At 73.4% G+C, this 16,024-nt stretch carries 18 protein-coding genes; 7 read left to right on the forward strand and 11 right to left on the reverse strand.

The window, feature by feature from the left end:
• Window positions 1-224: 224 nt before the first annotated feature.
• A complete protein-coding gene (locus tag ACIBBF_RS15270) occupies window positions 225-2,000 on the forward strand; it encodes an ATPase (RefSeq protein ID WP_397414705.1) in 1,776 nt (591 codons plus the stop codon).
• Between the two features lie 54 nt (window positions 2,001-2,054).
• Here the strand turns inward: ACIBBF_RS15270 and ACIBBF_RS15275 are convergent, their stop codons facing one another.
• Both ACIBBF_RS15275 and ACIBBF_RS15280 read right to left on the reverse strand, forming a co-directional pair.
• Entirely contained in the window at window positions 2,055-2,876 is an 822-nt protein-coding gene (locus ACIBBF_RS15275) for a metal-dependent hydrolase (RefSeq protein WP_397414707.1), read from the reverse strand.
• A 163-nt stretch (window positions 2,877-3,039) separates the two neighbouring features.
• Window positions 3,040-3,513 (reverse strand): GNAT family N-acetyltransferase, encoded by a 474-nt coding sequence (locus ACIBBF_RS15280; RefSeq protein WP_397414709.1) that lies wholly within the window; start codon window positions 3,511-3,513, stop codon window positions 3,040-3,042.
• Window positions 3,514-3,626: 113 nt separating this feature from the next.
• On the opposite strand from ACIBBF_RS15280, the gene ACIBBF_RS15285 reads away from it, so the two are divergent.
• A complete protein-coding gene (locus ACIBBF_RS15285) occupies window positions 3,627-4,688 on the forward strand; it encodes an LLM class flavin-dependent oxidoreductase (protein ID WP_397414711.1) in 1,062 nt (353 codons plus the stop codon).
• A gap of 169 nt (window positions 4,689-4,857) precedes the next feature.
• On the opposite strand, the gene ACIBBF_RS15290 is transcribed toward ACIBBF_RS15285, so the two are convergent.
• From ACIBBF_RS15290 to ACIBBF_RS15320, 7 genes are all read right to left on the reverse strand, one after another.
• Window positions 4,858-5,328 (reverse strand): HNH endonuclease, encoded by a 471-nt coding sequence (locus tag ACIBBF_RS15290; RefSeq protein ID WP_020018328.1) that lies wholly within the window; start codon window positions 5,326-5,328, stop codon window positions 4,858-4,860.
• A gap of 148 nt (window positions 5,329-5,476) precedes the next feature.
• Window positions 5,477-5,611 (reverse strand): hypothetical protein, encoded by a 135-nt coding sequence (locus tag ACIBBF_RS15295; RefSeq protein ID WP_397414713.1) that lies wholly within the window; start codon window positions 5,609-5,611, stop codon window positions 5,477-5,479.
• A 204-nt stretch (window positions 5,612-5,815) separates the two neighbouring features.
• The gene (locus ACIBBF_RS15300) at window positions 5,816-6,250 is read right to left on the reverse strand and encodes an ion transporter (RefSeq protein ID WP_397414715.1); all 435 of its coding nucleotides are present in this window, start codon (window positions 6,248-6,250) and stop codon (window positions 5,816-5,818) included.
• 35 nt (window positions 6,251-6,285) lie between these two features.
• A complete protein-coding gene (locus ACIBBF_RS15305) occupies window positions 6,286-7,563 on the reverse strand; it encodes an arginine deiminase (RefSeq protein WP_397414717.1) in 1,278 nt (425 codons plus the stop codon).
• Between the two features lie 16 nt (window positions 7,564-7,579).
• Window positions 7,580-8,338, reverse strand: a complete 759-nt coding sequence (locus ACIBBF_RS15310; protein ID WP_397414719.1) for a VIT family protein — start codon at window positions 8,336-8,338, stop codon at window positions 7,580-7,582.
• Between the two features lie 82 nt (window positions 8,339-8,420).
• Window positions 8,421-9,146: a DUF1684 domain-containing protein gene (locus ACIBBF_RS15315; protein ID WP_397414721.1), complete on the reverse strand. Its 726-nt coding sequence runs from the start codon at window positions 9,144-9,146 to the stop codon at window positions 8,421-8,423.
• Between the two features lie 51 nt (window positions 9,147-9,197).
• Window positions 9,198-9,653: a nitroreductase/quinone reductase family protein gene (locus ACIBBF_RS15320; RefSeq protein WP_397414723.1), complete on the reverse strand. Its 456-nt coding sequence runs from the start codon at window positions 9,651-9,653 to the stop codon at window positions 9,198-9,200.
• 131 nt (window positions 9,654-9,784) lie between these two features.
• Between ACIBBF_RS15320 and ACIBBF_RS15325 the strand changes: the two genes are divergently transcribed.
• Complete coding sequence (locus tag ACIBBF_RS15325) at window positions 9,785-10,165, forward strand: VOC family protein (protein WP_397414725.1); 381 nt, start codon at window positions 9,785-9,787, stop codon at window positions 10,163-10,165.
• 74 nt (window positions 10,166-10,239) lie between these two features.
• Here the strand turns inward: ACIBBF_RS15325 and ACIBBF_RS15330 are convergent, their stop codons facing one another.
• On the reverse strand, window positions 10,240-11,172 hold the full coding sequence (locus tag ACIBBF_RS15330; protein WP_397414727.1) for a M23 family metallopeptidase: 933 nt from the start codon (window positions 11,170-11,172) through the stop codon (window positions 10,240-10,242).
• Window positions 11,173-11,876: 704 nt separating this feature from the next.
• Here ACIBBF_RS15330 and ACIBBF_RS15335 point away from each other — a divergent pair.
• The 3 genes from ACIBBF_RS15335 (at window position 11,877) to ACIBBF_RS15345 (ending at window position 13,930) form a co-directional block, all read left to right on the forward strand.
• Window positions 11,877-12,536 (forward strand): transcriptional regulator, encoded by a 660-nt coding sequence (locus ACIBBF_RS15335; RefSeq protein WP_397414729.1) that lies wholly within the window; start codon window positions 11,877-11,879, stop codon window positions 12,534-12,536.
• Between the two features lie 9 nt (window positions 12,537-12,545).
• The gene (locus ACIBBF_RS15340) at window positions 12,546-13,139 is read left to right on the forward strand and encodes a histidine phosphatase family protein (RefSeq protein ID WP_397414731.1); all 594 of its coding nucleotides are present in this window, start codon (window positions 12,546-12,548) and stop codon (window positions 13,137-13,139) included.
• A gap of 104 nt (window positions 13,140-13,243) precedes the next feature.
• On the forward strand, window positions 13,244-13,930 hold the full coding sequence (locus ACIBBF_RS15345; RefSeq protein ID WP_397414733.1) for a dienelactone hydrolase family protein: 687 nt from the start codon (window positions 13,244-13,246) through the stop codon (window positions 13,928-13,930).
• A 12-nt stretch (window positions 13,931-13,942) separates the two neighbouring features.
• Here ACIBBF_RS15345 and ACIBBF_RS15350 read toward each other — a convergent pair whose 3' ends face one another.
• Window positions 13,943-14,644, reverse strand: a complete 702-nt coding sequence (locus ACIBBF_RS15350; protein WP_397414735.1) for a TetR/AcrR family transcriptional regulator — start codon at window positions 14,642-14,644, stop codon at window positions 13,943-13,945.
• 108 nt (window positions 14,645-14,752) lie between these two features.
• On the opposite strand from ACIBBF_RS15350, the gene ACIBBF_RS15355 reads away from it, so the two are divergent.
• A complete protein-coding gene (locus tag ACIBBF_RS15355) occupies window positions 14,753-15,967 on the forward strand; it encodes an FAD-dependent monooxygenase (protein WP_397414737.1) in 1,215 nt (404 codons plus the stop codon).
• Window positions 15,968-16,024: the final 57 nt, after the last annotated feature.

The raw sequence follows: 16,024 nt of genomic DNA on the forward strand, positions 1-16,024 counted from the left end.
CCGCTGGATCTGCGTGGGGTCGGCTGCCGGAGGAATTCGGCGGGTGGGCTCGTCGGACACGCGGAGGCTCCTCGGTTGTGGTCCGGTTTCGACACCTGTTTCGCGAGAACCTACCAGGTGGGGTGAATGCCCCGTTGGGGTGGCCAGGCAGGCCAACATGTCCGACCCTTGCTTCGGGGGCGGACCACGCAATGCCGCCTGTCCAGGAACTTCGGAGGAAACGCATGAGCTCTGACACCGTGCCCCGCTGGCCTCGGATCGACGCGGTCGTCCGGGAGGACGGCTCCGGGGAGGTGACGATCGACGGGACGTTCCATCCCATCAGCGCCGCCAGCCTGGAAGAGGCACGCGTGGAGGTGCTGCGCCGGGTCACGGAGAACGCGGCCCGGGTGGGTCGGCCGGTACGGGCCTCCGCGACCGGTCCCGAGGGGCTCTGGAACCTGATCGTGCACCCCGACGGGACGGTGGTCCCGGAGGAGGACGAGCTCGCCCCGCCGTCGGCCCCGACCCCCCAGGCCCCGCCTGCCGGGTCCGTCCCCGACCAGGTGCCGGGACAGGCCCCGGGGCCGGTCTTCGACGACGCGTCCGCCGCCGACCTGCCCACGCGCGAGCCGCTGCCCGGCGCGCACGACGGGCCGTCGGCCGACCCGCTCGCCTCCGCCGTGGAGATCGACCCGGACGACACGGTGCGCCGCGTGCCTGCGCCCGGTCCCGCCCCGGACCTGGGGCCCAGGCCCGACCTCGCACCCCGTCCCGACCTCACGCCCGGCCCGGCCGACGCTCCGGGCGCGGCCGACCGGCTGGGAGAGAGCGCCGCGGACCGCGACCTGGTCGCCCCCGCCGCGGACCCGGGCGTCGACCCGGGCGCCCTGCCGGGCACGGTGCCCGGCGACATGGCGGGTCACCACGCCGCGGGACCGGCGTCCGGCCCCCTGGACACGGTGCCCGGCCCGGCCGGCCCCCTGGACACCGTGCCCGTCCCGTCCGGACCCGTGGACGCCGTCCCGTCCGGCGCGGGCGCGCCTGCCGCACCGGCCGACACCGGGCGGACGAGCGGCACGGAGGCGCCTCGCTCGCGCCGCGAGGCGCGGGAGTCCTTCCTCACCCACCAGCAGGACGAGGACCCGGCCACGCGCGGCTTCCGCGGCGTGCTGACGCGCCTGGGCATCCGCGTGGGGCCCAGCGAGTCGGAGCGGGCGGAGCGGGCCGACGAGCGCGCCGTCAGCCAGCACTGGCCGGGGCCGCGCACCATCTCGATGGTGAACGGCAAGGGCGGCGCGGGCAAGACGCCGTCGACGGTGCTGCTCGCAGCGGTGTTCGCGCAGTTCGGCGGCGCGGGTGTGGTCACCTGGGACAACAACCAGACGCGCGGCACGCTGGGCTGGCGCACCGAGCAGGGCCCGCACGAGTCGACGCTCCTGGACCTGCTGCCGCAGACCGACCGCCTGCTGGGGCCGTCCGCGCAGGCCGCGGACCTCGCCCGGTACGTGCACCACCAGACGCGCGACCGGTTCGACGTGCTGCGCTCCAAGCCGATCGCCATGGCGAACGAGCAGCGCATCGAGCCGCAGGACGTCGACGCGATCCACTCGGTGCTGTCGAAGTACTACCGGATGATCCTCATCGACTCGGGCAACGACGAGTCCGACCCGATGTGGCAGCGGATGATCGACCTGACCGACCAGCTCGTGGTCGCCACCACCACGCGGGACGACCACGCCGAGGCCGGTGCCCTGCTGCTGGAGGCGCTCTCGACGCGCGACGGCCGGTCGGCGTACCTGGCGCAGCAGGCCGTGGTGGTGGTGAGCCAGGCGGACCAGAAGCAGCCCGCGAGCGAGCTGGAGCGGGTCGCCGACGGGTACCGGTCGCTGGCCCGCGAGGTGGTGACCATCCCGTTCGACCCGGCCATGGTGGACGGCCACCTGCGGTACGGCGCGCTGCGCCCGGACACCCGTCGCGCCTGGCTGGCGGCGGGCGCCGCGGTGGCCGGCGGCCTGTGACCGGCGGCCTGTGACCGGCGGGGCGTCCGGCCGGCCCGTGCAGGGCCGGCCGGATCAGGCCCCGAACAGCCCGACGATCTGGTACCAGGTCGCCATGGTGTCGTAGCCCATCTCGTCGAGCAGCGCCCACACGATGCCCACGATCGCGTAGAGCGAGACCGGGACCAGGAAGATCCACTCGCGGACCGATCCCGCGTCGCCCAGGATCGGGATCGACAGGTTGCCGCCGGACCGCCAGATCATGTCGAGCTCCAGGCCGCGACCGTCCCGCATCCAGCGCGGGGAGCGGAACTTCAGCGGCCAGAGCAGCGGCACGCCGTTGGTGGTGATCATGTCGCCCAGGATGTGCACGGTGCAGCCGAGGGCCACGCTGAACGGCATCCAGAACCACTCCTCGGGCGCGAAGATGGCGATGAGCACCGCGAGCGTGATCGACGTCGTCCACGGCAGGACCTTCGTGTCACGCGTGATCTTGAGCGCCTTGAGGGCGAACGCGACCAGCAGCACGCACATGATGCCCGGGCCGATGAGGATCGCACCGATCTCCGGGTTGCCCGTGTCGATGCTCAGGAAGCTCAGGCCCCAGGCGATGGCCGTGAACACGGCGATGCCGAGGATCGAGTGGGTGCCCTTGCGGTGGCCGCCCGAGACGGCCTCGATGCCCTTGACCACGACGTTCGACACCGGCTTGAGGGAGTTCGCGATGGTGCCGGAGTGATGGTCGGCGTCAGGCAGGAGCGCGGCGCCCGCACACACGAGCGCTCCCGCGATCACACCGGTGTCCGTCACGGGGTACCAGCCGAAGGCGATCGGCGTGGACGCGGTGACCGCTACCCAGGCCGCGGCTCCCGTCGCGGCGTGGTTGCCTCCCATCATGGTCGTGTGCGCTCCAGTTCCCGGGGTATCCCGATTGATTTGTTAACTCTGACCAGGTTTGTCCCGGAACCCTAACGTGCACCTCCGACACACCTCCGTAGGCGCGCGCGACGTGCCAGGCCCTCAGGTCACCCGGTTGACCTGAGGGCCTGGCACGGGGGCGTCAGGCGCCCGTGACGTACATGTAGTGGTGGAAGCTCTGGTCGCGCACGAAGCCCTCCGACTCGTAGAGACCCTGTGCGGCGACGTTGTCCCACGCGGTGGCCAGCGAGACGCGGATGGCGCCCGCCTCCTTGGCGCGGCGGCACGTGTCCTGCACCAGCGCACGCCCGGCACCCGTGCCGCGTGCGGCCGGGGTGACGAACAGGTCGTTGAGCACCCACGAGCGGCTCAGGCTCACCGACGACCAGGTCGGGTAGCTCTGGGCGAAGCCCACCAGCCCGCCCGGGGTCCCGGCGTCGTCCGGCCCGAGCTCGGCGACCAGCAGCACGCTGTCGCCCGCGTCGCGGCGGGCGGTCAGGTAGGCCCGCGCCTCGGCATCGGGTACCTCCTGGTCGTAGAACCTCAGGTACTGGCGGAACAGGTCGACCACGGCATCGACGTCGTCGTCGGTCGCGGGGCGCACATCAACAGACACGTTCGCGATCATGTCAGGCCGCAGGGGGTCGGCGCCACGACCTCCCGCGATACCGCGAAGATCCGCGAGGTGATACAGGAACACGACGGCGCCCGGAACGGTTGACACAGGCGATGAACACCCAGCCACGCCTGTCCGTCCTTGACCTCGTGCCCGTCCGCTCGGGCCAGACCAGCGCCCAGGCCCTGGCGGCCTCGCTCGACCTGGTGGCGCTCGCCGACCGCCTCGGCCTGGAGCGCTACTGGTTCGCCGAGCACCACAACATGGCCGCCGTCGCCGCGTCCTCGCCGCCGGTGATGATCGCCGCGGCCGCCGCGCGGACCTCCCGCATCCGGGTGGGCTCGGGCGGCGTGATGCTCCCGAACCACGCGCCGCTCGTGGTGGCCGAGCAGTTCGCGGCCCTGGAGGCGATCGCGCCGGGCCGGATCGACCTCGGCATCGGGCGCGCGCCCGGCAGCGACCCCGTGGTCACCTCCCTGCTGCGCGCCACGGGCCCGACGGCGGACGTGGACCGGTTCCCGCAGCACGTCACCGACATCCTGAGCCTCATGGGGCCCGACGGCGCGCGCCTCCGCCTGGTCTCGGGCGACGTCTACGACGTGCGGGCCACCCCGGCGGCCGACGGGACGCCGACGGTGTGGCTGCTGGGCTCCAGCGACTACTCCGCGCGCCTGGCCGCAGAGCTCGGCCTGCCGTACGTGTTCGCCAACCACTTCTCCGGGCAGGGCATGGAGCAGATCCTGGGCCTGTACCGGGACGGCTACCGGCCGTCGGAGGAGCACCCCGAGCCGCGCACCTTCGTGACGGCCAACGCGGTGGTGGCGCCGACGTCGGACGAGGCGCACGACCGGGCCCTGCCCCAGCTGCGCCAGATGGCCCGGCTGCGCTCCGGGCAGCGGCTCGGGCCGCTGGAGACGGTGGAGGAGGCGCTGGACGCCCAGGCCGCCGAACCCGCCGACGGCATGATCGCCCAGTCGATCGAGTCGATGCGCGCACGCTGGCTCATCGGCGACGCCGAGCAGGTGGCCGGCCAGGTGCGCGACCTGGCCGGGCGGTACGGCGTCGAGGAGGTCATGCTCGTGCCGGTGGCCGGTTCGCGGGCGGAGGAGCCCCTCGACGCCACGCCCGGGCGCGCACGAACCCTGGAGCTCCTGGTCGAGGCGCTGAGGGGCTGAGCGCGCCGTACACGCCGGAGCGGCCCGTCCTGGGCACCCGAGGAGCCGTCGTTCCCGCCTGGCGGTTGCTCGACCCGATGGTCGGCAGAAGGTCAGGTGATCGGCCACCCGGGTTGCCGATCACCTGACCTTCTGCCGACCGCGGACGGAGCGGGGGCAGCCGGGGTGGTCACGCCGCGCGTGCCGCCCGGTGCCGGATGGCGCGCGCGTAGTCCGCGCGGGGGACGTGCGGCGTCACGTGGAGCACCATGCCGGCCTCGGCCGGGGTGCGGTCCGCCTTGTGCGAGTTGCACTCGTAGCAGGCGGCGACGAGGTTCATCCACGTCGAGGGCCCGCCGCGGGACCGCGGCAGGATGTGGTCCACGGTCTCGGCGGGGCCGCCGCAGTACGCGCACAGGCCGTCGCGCCGCTTGACGCCCAGCTTGGTGCACGCGGGCGCGCCGCCCGACTTGTAGAGCCACCGCATCGTGACGTACCGGACCAGCCGCAGCACGCGCGGTAAGGGGAACGGCCCGAAGGAGCGGCCGTCGACCGCCTCCTCCACGACCGCGACCTCGCGCACGAGCATGTGGATGGCATGCCGGACCGATACCCGGTGCAGCGGCTCGTAACCGGCATTGAGGACAAGGACGTCGGCCACGGGCCTGCTCCTTCCGGTGAGCGTGTCGTACTTCCTGGATGTCTCGGGTCGTGCTGTCGGGCGGGACGTGTCCGCGCCCGGGACGACAAGAGCCGCCCGGGAACAGGCATCCCGAGGCGGCTCACAGCACTGGTCCGGCACTGCCGGATCAGGAGCGTATGGCGCCCCGGATGGCCTCACGGCCGTCCCACAGGTGCGTGGCAGTGGTCGGGTAGGACGACGCGGTGGCGGCACTGACCTTGCACAGGCCGGCGGCCTGGAGCGCGAAGCTGGTGCGGACCATCGTGTTCTCGTCCTTTCCCGTCTCGTTCGAAGGGCTGGTATCGGTGCTGCGGCAGGCGTGCGGACACACGTCATGCCTTCACGGCGCGAGTCCGTGTGTGAAGAAAGGTACAACGAGGACTTGGTGTCGTCTATGGCTTTTCCGGAACTGCAACCCAAGGATGCATCAAGAACCTCCGCGTGGCGGCATGTCCCGGCGTGTCGCTCAGGGGGTCGGGGCGGCCCGGCGCTCGAGGTCGGCATCCCCGGCCCGGGAGGCCGCGAGCTCCGCCTGGAGCGCGGCGAGCTGCCCCCGGATCGCCCGCAGCTCGTCCATGACCTCGGCGTCCGACCGCTCCTCGTGCTCGGCGAGCTCGTCGATGCTCTCCATGCCGCTGACGACCACCGCGATGAACAGGTTCAGCACTGCGAACGACACCACGAGGATGAAGACCACGAAGAAGATCCAGGCGGTGGGCTCGTGCGCCATCACGTCGTCGGCGATGTCCGGCCACGCCTCGCCCGTCATGACCTGGAACAGCGTGAACGCCGTGGTCCCCAGGTCGCCGAAGTGCTCCTCGGCGATCCTCCCGTAGAGGTTGGTCGCGATGACCACCGACACGTACATGACCAGGAGCAGCAGTGCCCCGACGGAGCCCATCCCGGGCCGACGCCGGCCCGGCGCAGGGCCCGGCTCTACCAGGTCACGGGGTCACGGATGATCGGGCAGGTCATGCAGTGCCCGCCGCCCCGGCCGCGACCCAGCTCGCCGCCGGCGATCTCGATGACCTCGATGCCGGCCTTGCGCAGCAGGTCGTTCGTCGTCGTGTTCCGGTCGTAGGTGAACACCACGCCCGGCTCGACGGCGACCGAGTTGTTGCCGCTGTCCCACTGCTGCCGCTCCGACTCGTAGACGTCGCCGCCGGTCTCGATGACCCGGAGCTCGCCGAGCCCGGAGACCTGCCCGACGACGTCGAGGAAGGACGACCCGCCGGCGTCGGTCACCGAGACGCCGAGCGGCCCGCCGTCGGGCCGCAGCACGAACGGGTGCACGCGGTCGACGATCCGCGGGTACACGGTCACGGTGTCGACGTCGACGAACGTCATGATCGTGTCCAGGTGCATGGCCGCACGCAGGCGGGGCATGCCCGCCACGACGATCTGCTCGGCCGCGCCCGCCTCGAACAGCGAGGCGGCGACCTGCGTGATGGCCTGGCGCGAGGTGCGCTCGCTCATGCCCATCAGCACGGTGCCGTTGCCGATCGGCATGATGTCACCACCCTCGAAGGTGGCCTCCCCGTGGCCGGTCTCGGGGTCGCCCCACCACACCCTGCTGCCCACGTACTGGGGGTGGAACGTGTAGACGGCCTTCATCAGCAGCGTCTCGTCGCGGCGGGCCTGCCAGTACAGCGGGTTCAGGGTGAGGCCGCCGTAGATCCAGCACGTCGTGTCGCGCGTGAACAGGGTGTTCGGCAGCGGCGGCATGAGGTACTCGCGCGCGTCGGGGCTGAGGTCTGCCAGTGCGCGGAAGCCCGGCGGGAGCTCGGGCACGTCCGCGACGGCGAGGCCGCCGATCAGGTAGCGCGCCAGCTCGTGCTCGGGCAGCGACTCCAGGTACTCGCGCGTGGCCTCCACCAGGCCGTTGCCCACGATCTCGGGCACGATCTTGCGGTCCAGGAGCCAGTCGCGGGCGCCCGGCACACGGAGCGTCTCGGCGAGCAGGGCGTGCAGCTCGACGACGTCGACGTCGCGGCCGCGCAGCTCCGCCACGAAGTCGGCGTGGTCCTGCTGCGCGCGCTCGACCCACAGCACGTCGTCGAACAGGAGGTCGGCGGAGTTGGACGGCGTGAGCCGCTGATGGGCCAGCCCGGGCGCGCAGACCAGGACCTTGCGCAGCCGGCCGACCTCGGAGTGGACGCCGTACGCCGACGAGGGTGTGCCGGCCGGGGGCGGGGTGCTGTCGATGGTGTTCATCGGGCGCTAACGGTACTCACCCGACCGCCGTCGTGCCGAGCAGCGAGCCGATCGCGAAGGTCGCGCCCAGCGCCAGGGCTCCGCCGATCACCACGCGCGCCGTGGCGCGCACCCGCGGTGCGCCGCCGATCCAGGCCGCGATCCACCCCGTCCCGGCCAGGGCGGCCAGCACGACGACGAACGTCACGCCGACCCGCCAGGGCTCCGGGATCAGGAGCACGGCGGCGAGCGGCAGGACGGCGCCGAGCGTGAAGGCGACGGCGGACGCGAGGGCGGCGTGCCAGGGGCTGACGACCTCGTCCTCGTCGATGTTGAGCTCGGCCTCCAGGTGGGCGGCCAGGGCGTCGTGCTCGGTGAGCTCGACCGCGACCTGGCGGGCGGTGGCGGGGGACAGGCCCTTGGCCTCGTAGAGCCCCGCCAGCTCGGCGAGCTCCTGCTCGGGCATCTCGGCGAGCTCGGCCTTCTCCTTGGCGATGAGGGCCTTCTGGCTGTCGGACTGGCTGGAGACCGACACGTACTCGCCCAGGGCCATCGAGATCGCCCCGCCCACGAGGGCGGCGAGGCCGGCGGTGAGGATGGGCCCGGTCTGCGACGTGGCGGCCGCGACGCCGACGGCGACCGCGGCGACCGAGACGATGCCGTCGTTCGCGCCGAGCACGCCGGCGCGCAGCCAGTTCAGGCGCTCTGCGAGCCCGTTGGTGTGCGGCTCGTCGGGGTGTCCGGCGGCGTCGCGGCCGGTGTCCGGGTGGTTCGTGCCGGACGTGGGGGTGGTCATGGGTTCAGGCAACCAGGAGTCGGCGCGGAGAGCCAGTGCCGGGGGCGGGGTTGGACAGCCTCACCTTGCCCCCAGCCGTGGTTCAGTACGCCTGCGTGTCCGGGGTGCGCTCGCCCACCGGGACCTCCACGGCCAGCGTGTTGCCGTCCTGGGCCAGCGGGCACGTCCATGCCGGGTCGTAGGCGCAGGACGGGTTGTAGGCGAAGTTGAGGTCGAGCACCAGGTCCCCGTCGCCGAAGTCGCCCGGGCCGCCCCCCTCGCCGCCGTCGGGCCCGCCGGTGTGGCCGAGCCAGGCGCCCTTGATCGTGTCGATGAGGTAGCGCCCACCGCCGTAGGTGCCGCCGGGCGGGCCCGCCAGCGCGTCCTTGATCGGCACGAACAGACCACCGCCGTAGGAGGCGAGCCGCCAGACGTCGAGCGTGCCGAGGTCGCCCAGGGTGTCTGACGCCAGGGTCACCGTGCCGAGCAGCTCGAACGGCACGACGCCGTCGGTCCCGGTGGGCACGTCGAGGCGGCGCGGCGCGCCGTCGGGCCCGGGCTCGGCCGGGACGACCGGGGCGCTCAGGCGCCATGCCGGGTCGTAGGGCGTGACCGTCAGGCCGGTGAAGCCGGGCTGGTCCTCCGGCAGGATCGGTGACACCGGGTGCGTCGCGAAGAGCTCGTCCCGGGCGGCGACCCAGCCGGCGTGGGCGGCGGCCGGGTCCACGACGGCACGGGTGCGGGCCTCGGCGTAGAGCGCGAAGACGCGGCGGCGCCAGTCCGCGGTCTGGAGCGCCGTGACGGCCGGGGAGGTGGTGGCGTACGTCATGCGCACGACACTACCCACCGCGGCGACGTCGCACGGGGCAGGGTCGGGGGCTCAGGCCCTGGGCGTGAGCCGGATCACGGGGATCTCCCGGTCGGTCACCTGCTCGTACCGGCGGAAGTTCGCCGCCTGGGCGGTGATCTTCTGCCAGGCCTCGGCGCGCTCGGCACCGTGCAGCTCCGTGGCGGTGACGGCGACCTTGCGGCCGCCCTGCTCGACGGTGACCTGGTCGGGGTGCGCGGCGAGGTTGAGGTACCAGGCCGGGTTGGCGGGGGCACCTCCGGCCGAGGCCACGACCAGCCAGCTCCCGTCGGGCCCGGGGAACGAGGCCAGCGGGTTGGAGCGGGGCTGCCCGCTCTTGCGTCCGAGGGTGGTCAGGACCAGCAGGTTCATGCCCATGGTCGTGCCCTCGGCGCGGCGGGCGCGTCGCATGAGGAGCCGGTTCATCCAGCGGAAGCCGCGTCCGGGCTGCCTCGCGCCGTGCGTGCCGGTGGGGTGGGTGAAGGTCACGTCAGTCCTCGGGGTCGGCCGGACGTACGGTGTCCGGCACCGGAAAGGTTCGTGCCGTCCAGTATCGGTCGAGTGCGGGCGCGTCGTGGGCCTGGCGCGGAGGCCGGGTCCGCGCGGCCTAGGATCACGGGGTGCTGCGACTCTCCGACGTCACCTATCTCGTCCGCGACCACGACGAGGCCATCGCCTTCTTCGTCGACGCCCTCGGGTTCGCCCTCCGCGAGGACGAGACCACCGCGGCCGGACGTCGTCGCGTCGTCGTCGGCCCGGCGGACGGCGGGACCGGGCTGGTCCTCGCCCGCACGGACGCCCATGCCGCCGTGGGCGACCAGGCCGCCGGGAAGGTCGCGTTCTTCCTGGAGACCGACGACTTCGCCGCGCAGCACGCCCGCATGACGGCGGCCGGCGTGCGGTTCCGCGAGGAACCACGCCACGAGGCCTACGGCACGGTGGTCGTGTTCGAGGACCTGTACGGCATGCCCTGGGACCTGATCGAACCGCCGCGCGGCTGATCCGTCGCTCCACGCCAGGGCCGCCAGGCCCGCCGGAAGGTGTCCCGGGGGCCCGGCGGCCGGTTCGGCCGGCGTCAGCCGCAGTGCTCGAACGGGCTGGTGTAGCTCGTGCTGCCCACCGAGCCGCCCCACTTCACGCAGGTGCCCGGTGCGGACCGCTTGACCGGGCCGGCGTAGTAGGAGAAGTTCCCCGAGTCGGTGGTCCGGGACGCGCCCTCCGGTTCCAGGAAGGCCGAGACCGCGCTCGGCGTGCCCAGGTTGGTGGACTTGAGCGTGACCGCGCAGTTGTAGCCGTTGCCGGCGTTGTAGAGCAGGTAGGTGCGGCCCACGGTGCCCAGCGCCGCGGAGTCGATCACCGAGTAGCCGCTGCCGCACACCTCCGCGGGCGTGTACGGGTTGCTCGAGCCGCCGCAGCCGTTGGTGCTGGTGACCGCCTTCTTCTGGCCCAGCGAGACGGTGACGCCGTCGACGGTCGGCGAGGTGTCGACCACGCCGGACGAGGTGCGCTGCTCGTAGTGCAGGTGCGGCGCGCTCGACCCTCCGGTGGACCCGACGGTGCCGATCACGGTGCCCTGGCTGACGGACATGGTCTGGCCCGCGGCCCGCACCATCGTGGCGAGGTGGGCGTAGCGCGTGCGGGTGCCGTCGCTGTGCACGATCTGCACCCACTTGCCGTAGCTCGTGCTGCCCTCGTCGTCGAACGTGGCGGTGCCGCCCGCCGTGGCACGGACCGTCTCGCCGTTGATGGCGTCGCTGCCGTACGTCTGCCAGTCGATGGAGCCGGACGGGTTGTGCCCGCCGGTCCAGTTGTTGGCGTAGAAGGTCTTGCCGCAGTCGAACGGTGCCTTGTGGGCGATGGCCAGGACGCCCGCGTCCTGGGTCGAGGTCGTGGCGGCGGCCGCCGGGGAGGCGGCCAGGGCGAGCGCGGTCACGGCCGCGAACGTCCAACGCCTGGTGATCTTTCTGCGGAACGTGATCTTTCTGCGGAACGGGGAGATGACTGCCATGGTGCTCTCCATCCTCGGGCCGGACTCCTGGTCTGACGTTGCGAAGGCTGGCACGGCGCCTCGTGCGGCGCCCATGGGGAGTGCTCCCCGTGGACGCCCAGGAGGAACGCGTGCCGTGTCGCCCCGAGCAGTGAGAACCAATCTCTCGGCAAGCCTTCATCGGGTGGGGCGTGCGCCCGGCAGGGCCGTGCGCCGTCGTCGCCGGAGCCGGGATCGCCGGCTCCGGCTCACCCCGTGAGGGGCTGGACGGCGACCTGTCCGGCGTCGCCGTCGACGGTGACCGTCTGGCCGTCCCGGAGCGTCGTCGTGGCCCCCGGCACCGGGGGGGGGGGGGGGGGGGGGGGGGGGGGGGGGGCCCGGCGCGCCGGGGGGCGCCCCCCCCCCCCCCCCCGCGGGGGGCCGCCCCCCCCCCCCCCCCCCGCCCGCGGGGGGGCGCCCCCCCCCCCCCCCCCCGTCTCGGTGACGACCGCTGCCACGACGCCGAACAGCGCGGTCCAGGCCGGTTCGGTGAAGCGGCACACCAGCACGTCGCCGGCACGGACCCGGGTGAAGTCGTCGGGGCTGTGCACCACGCGGGCGGGCCCGGTGGCCCGGCCCGGGCTGCCGGGTGTGCCGGCGACGCCGGCCGTGCTGTGCGACATGCTTCCTCCCTGGGCGTACCTGTTCGCGTTGACACCGGCCGCCGCAGGACGCACGGTCCAGACATGACCAACGACACGCTGCCCGGCCGATCTTCTCAGCCGGAGCTGCTCGTGCTCCACTCCGTGCGCATCCAGGGGATGGCGGACGACGGCGCCGTCGCCGAGCGGTTCGGCCTCGACGAAGCGGGGACGCACGAGATCCTGCTCGACGACGAGGCGTACGGCTGGGTCAGTCACGCGGCGTTCGCGGGGACCAGCGGGTGGTCGATGACGGAGCGCGGCCGTGCCGAGGACGACAGACGCCTGGCCGAGGAGCTCGCGGAGTCGGGTGCGCGGCCCGCCGTCGAGAGCGCGCACGAGCGGTTCGGGCCGCTGAACGACCGCCTGCTGCAGGCCTGCACGGACTGGCAGCTCCGGGCGAACGGGGACGAACGGCTCGTCCCGAACACCCACACGGACCCCGAGTGGGACGCGCGCGTCCTCGACGAGCTGGAGGCGCTGGAGGCCGAGCTCGAGCCCTTGGTCGCGGGGCTGAGCCAGGTGCTCGCGCGGTTCGAGGGGTACGACACGCGGTTCTCCTCGGCCCTGGCCCGCGCCCGGGCGGGCCGGGGGGAGTGGGTGGCGGGCACGGCCGTCGCCTCCTGCCACGCGGTGTGGATGGAGCTCCACGAGGACCTGATCTCGACCCTCGGCATCGACCGCGCCGCCACCGCCGGGCAGTAGGTTCGTCGCATGGCGACCAGACATCTCTACCTGGCCCGGCACGGTGCGGCCGACGCGTTCGGCGAGCTGACCGACGTCGGACGGCGGCAGGCCGGGCTGCTCGGCGAACGGCTGGCCGGTCTCCCGGTCGACGCCGTGTGGCACTCGCCCCTGCCCCGCGCCTCGGCGAGCGCGCACGAGATCGCCCGGCGCCTGCCGGGCGTGCCCGTCGCGGAGGCCGCCGAGCTGGTCGACCACGTGCCGTACGTCCCCTCCGGCCCGGACCTGCCGGCGGCCTGGGCGGGCTTCTTCGACGGGTTCGACGACGCCGAGCGTGTCCCCGGTGAACGGCTCGCCGCGGACCTCGTCGACCGGTTCGCCCGGACCGCCGAGGCCGAGACGCACGAGGTGCTGGTGACCCACGCGTTCCAGGTGGCCTGGCTGCTGCGGCACGCGCTCGACGCCCCGCCCGCGCGCTGGCTCGGCCTGAACGCCGGCAACGCCGCGCTGACGGTGATCGAGTACCGCGACGGCCTGCCGCCCTCGGTCGTGCTCTTCAACGACATGGGCCACCTGCCCGCAGACCTGCGCTGGACGGGTTTCCCGGGGGTGGTGCGGCCCTGACGGGTCGGTCGCACACGAGTCCGTGCAGCGCGCGCGGCGCGCTGGTACGGTCCGACGGCGGCGTCCGGCCGGGCGTCCCCACGTCAGCACGACGGAGGCACACCGTGCACCCTGGATACACCGCGGTTCCCGACGGTGACGGACCGTTCCCCGGCGTCGTGGTGGTGCACGACGCCTACGGCATGACGGCAGAGCTGCGCCGCGTGTGCGACCACCTCGCGGCCCAGGGCTACGTGGTCCACGCCCCCTCGATGTTCCAGGGCGGCCGGTGCCTGCGGCAGACGTTCCGCAGCTTCGTCGCCGACCAGGGTCCGGCCTACGACCGGCTGGAGGCCGAGCGCGCGGCGCTCGCGGACCGGCCGGACTGCACGGGCCGGGTCGGCATCATGGGCTTCTGCATGGGTGGCCGGTTCGCCCTGGTCGCGGCGGGCCGCGGCGGGTTCGACGCCGCGTCGGTCAACTACGGGCTGCTGCCGAAGGGCAAGCAGGAGCCGGCCGCGCTCGAGGCGATGCTGTCGGCGCCCTGCCCGGTCGTGGCGAGCTTCGGCGACCGGGACACGGTGGTCGACGTCGCCGAGGTGGCCAAGCTACGGACCGGGCTGGAGCGTGCCGGGGTGCCCGTGGACCTCAAGGTGTACCCGGGCGCCACCCACTCCTTCCTGGCGCAGTACACGGGCGCGCTCGGGATGCTGATGCGGGTCCAGGGCATGTCGCACGACCCGGAGGCGTCCGCGGACGCCTGGGCGCGCACGCTCGGGTTCTTCGACGAGCACCTGGGCGCCCGGGCCTGACGACGGTCCCGCTCAGGCGGTGGCCGGTGCCGGCCGGGGGCGGGGCCGCAGCTCCGCCGTGGTGGGCCGGTCGGGGGCGGCGGAGTCGACGAGCCGGTCGACGGTGTCCTCCAGTGCGTCGAGCACCTCGGGCAGGGCCGCGGCGACGGCGCGCGGGTCGGCGTCGGGGCGGTCGTAGGTGGACCGGATGAGGCGCTCCGCGGCGTCCAGGACCGTCGCCCGCCGGTCCGGCGCGGCCAGCGCGAGCGTCACGGAGCCGCTCATCACGGTCTGGAAGGCCGTGGCGACCTCGTCGGTCGGGGTGTCCCGGACCAGGCCGTGCCGCTGCATGATCGACAGGACCCGGTGGAGCGCGGGGCCCGGGAACTCGTCGAGGTCGAAGGGCGTGTCGGGTTCGGTCATCGGCAGCGGCGCCATGCCGGGGTTCTCCAGGACGGCGGCGATCTCGCTGCGGACCACGCGGCCGACGCTCAGGTGTGTCGCGCCGGTGCGCAGGTCGTCGGCGAGATCGGTGAGCATCCGGGCGGCCTCCAGGCGGAAGACGGCCTCGCGCAGTCGTGCCTTCGTGGGCCAGTAGAGGAAGACCGTCCCCTTGCCGACGCCGGCGCGGGCGGCGACGGCGTCGACCGTCGTGCGCTCCGGCCCGTCGAGGAGGAACTGCGTCCTGGCCGCGGCCAGGATCACCTCGGCGCGGTCCTGCACGGGTCGTGCCATCGTTCCCCCTTCCTCGCGTGACGGCCATCCTAGTCCCGAGTTCTTGACTGGTGAGATTAGCGCAGTCAATAATCGAGGCACGTTCGCAGACCGAGGAGAGGGATCGACATGAGCAAGCCGCGCGCACTGGTGGTCGGGATGGGTGTCGGGGGACTGGCCACGGCGCTGCGCCTGCACGACGTCGGGTGGGAGTCCGTGCTCGTCGAACGGGCGCCCGCACGGCGCGGCGCCGGCTACTTCGTCGGCATGTTCGGCACGGGGCAGTCGGCGGCGGCCCGGCTCGGGGTGCTGGACGCCATCGGCAACCGGACCGACCCGGCGTCGATCACCTACGACGTCGAGCGGGACGGCCGTCGTCGTCCCGGCATGGGCTACGGAGACCTGCCGGGCGCACCCCAGCTCGTGCTGCGCGGTGACATCGAGGGAGCGCTGTACGACGCCGTCGAACCGCTCGCCGAGATGCGGTTCGGCACCACGCCCGTGGCCGTCGAGGAGCGCGGCGACGGCGTGCACGTCACGCTGCGCACGACCGGCGATACCCCCGGCGAGCCGGCCACGGAGGCGACCGAACGCTTCGACCTGGTGGTGGGCGCCGACGGCCTGCGGTCCACGGTGCGCCGCCTCGTGTTCGGCCCCGACGCCGCGTACCTGCGGCCGTTCCACCACATCATCGGCGTGTCGGTGCTCCAGGAGCCCGTGCCCGGCTTCGGCCCGACCGACGGCATCGTGGTCGCGGAGCCCGGCCGGTCGGCGTGGGTGTTCCCGTTCACCGACCACCGGCCGACCGTGCTGTTCAGCTACCGCACCGACGACGAGGACGCGCAGTTCCGCCGTCCGCCGGTCGAGTCGCTGCGCCGGGCCTTCGGGCCCGAGCCCACCGGGCCCGTGCTGGGCAACCTCCTGGACCAGTTCGAGGCTGCGGACGACGCCCTGTTCGACTCCGTGCACCAGGTGGTGATGCCGAGCTGGCACTCCGGCCGCGTGGTACTGCTCGGCGACGCCGCCTGGTGCGTCACGCTGTACTCCGGCATGGGGGCCTCCAGCGCGATGGCCGGGGCGGACCTGCTGGGCACGGTGCTGCAGCGCAACCCCGGCAACCCGGCCCGCGCGCTGCGCGAGTGGGAGCTGCGGATGCGCCCGTTCATCGCCGCCCACCAGCGCAACGGCCGCCGGGACCTGGTCATGTTCGTGCCGCAGACCCGCCGTGACAAGCGGGCCAGGACCTTCACCCAGACCCTGCTCGGCAACCCGACGGGCAAGCGCGTCATGCAACGTGTCTTCGCCCCCCGCTTCGCGGAGAAGTCCCTGGACATCGCCGCCTGACCCCGCCCCGTTGAGTGCTGGGTATTCGCCCTCCTGGCACACGAAGAAGGGCGAACA

The sequence above is a fragment of the Promicromonospora sp. NPDC050880 genome, assembly GCF_044456525.1.
GTDB lineage: Bacteria > Actinomycetota > Actinomycetes > Actinomycetales > Cellulomonadaceae > Promicromonospora.

Bases quoted from the DNA above. Each gene is read 5' to 3' on its own strand.
- ACIBBF_RS15310 (WP_397414719.1), bottom strand. From the start codon at position 8,338: ATGACCACCCCCACGTCCGGCACGAACCACCCGGACACCGGCCGCGAC.
- ACIBBF_RS15355 (WP_397414737.1), top strand. From the start codon at position 14,753: ATGAGCAAGCCGCGCGCACTGGTGGTCGGGATGGGTGTCGGGGGACTG.
- ACIBBF_RS15285 (WP_397414711.1), top strand. From the start codon at position 3,627: ATGAACACCCAGCCACGCCTGTCCGTCCTTGACCTCGTGCCCGTCCGC.
- ACIBBF_RS15330 (WP_397414727.1), bottom strand. From the start codon at position 11,172: ATGGCAGTCATCTCCCCGTTCCGCAGAAAGATCACGTTCCGCAGAAAG.
- ACIBBF_RS15315 (WP_397414721.1), bottom strand. From the start codon at position 9,146: ATGACGTACGCCACCACCTCCCCGGCCGTCACGGCGCTCCAGACCGCG.
- ACIBBF_RS15305 (WP_397414717.1), bottom strand. From the start codon at position 7,563: ATGAACACCATCGACAGCACCCCGCCCCCGGCCGGCACACCCTCGTCG.
- ACIBBF_RS15340 (WP_397414731.1), top strand. From the start codon at position 12,546: ATGGCGACCAGACATCTCTACCTGGCCCGGCACGGTGCGGCCGACGCG.
- ACIBBF_RS15300 (WP_397414715.1), bottom strand. From the start codon at position 6,250: ATGGGCTCCGTCGGGGCACTGCTGCTCCTGGTCATGTACGTGTCGGTG.
- ACIBBF_RS15270 (WP_397414705.1), top strand. From the start codon at position 225: ATGAGCTCTGACACCGTGCCCCGCTGGCCTCGGATCGACGCGGTCGTC.
- ACIBBF_RS15335 (WP_397414729.1), top strand. From the start codon at position 11,877: ATGACCAACGACACGCTGCCCGGCCGATCTTCTCAGCCGGAGCTGCTC.
- ACIBBF_RS15275 (WP_397414707.1), bottom strand. From the start codon at position 2,876: ATGATGGGAGGCAACCACGCCGCGACGGGAGCCGCGGCCTGGGTAGCG.
- ACIBBF_RS15295 (WP_397414713.1), bottom strand. From the start codon at position 5,611: ATGGTCCGCACCAGCTTCGCGCTCCAGGCCGCCGGCCTGTGCAAGGTC.
- ACIBBF_RS15350 (WP_397414735.1), bottom strand. From the start codon at position 14,644: ATGGCACGACCCGTGCAGGACCGCGCCGAGGTGATCCTGGCCGCGGCC.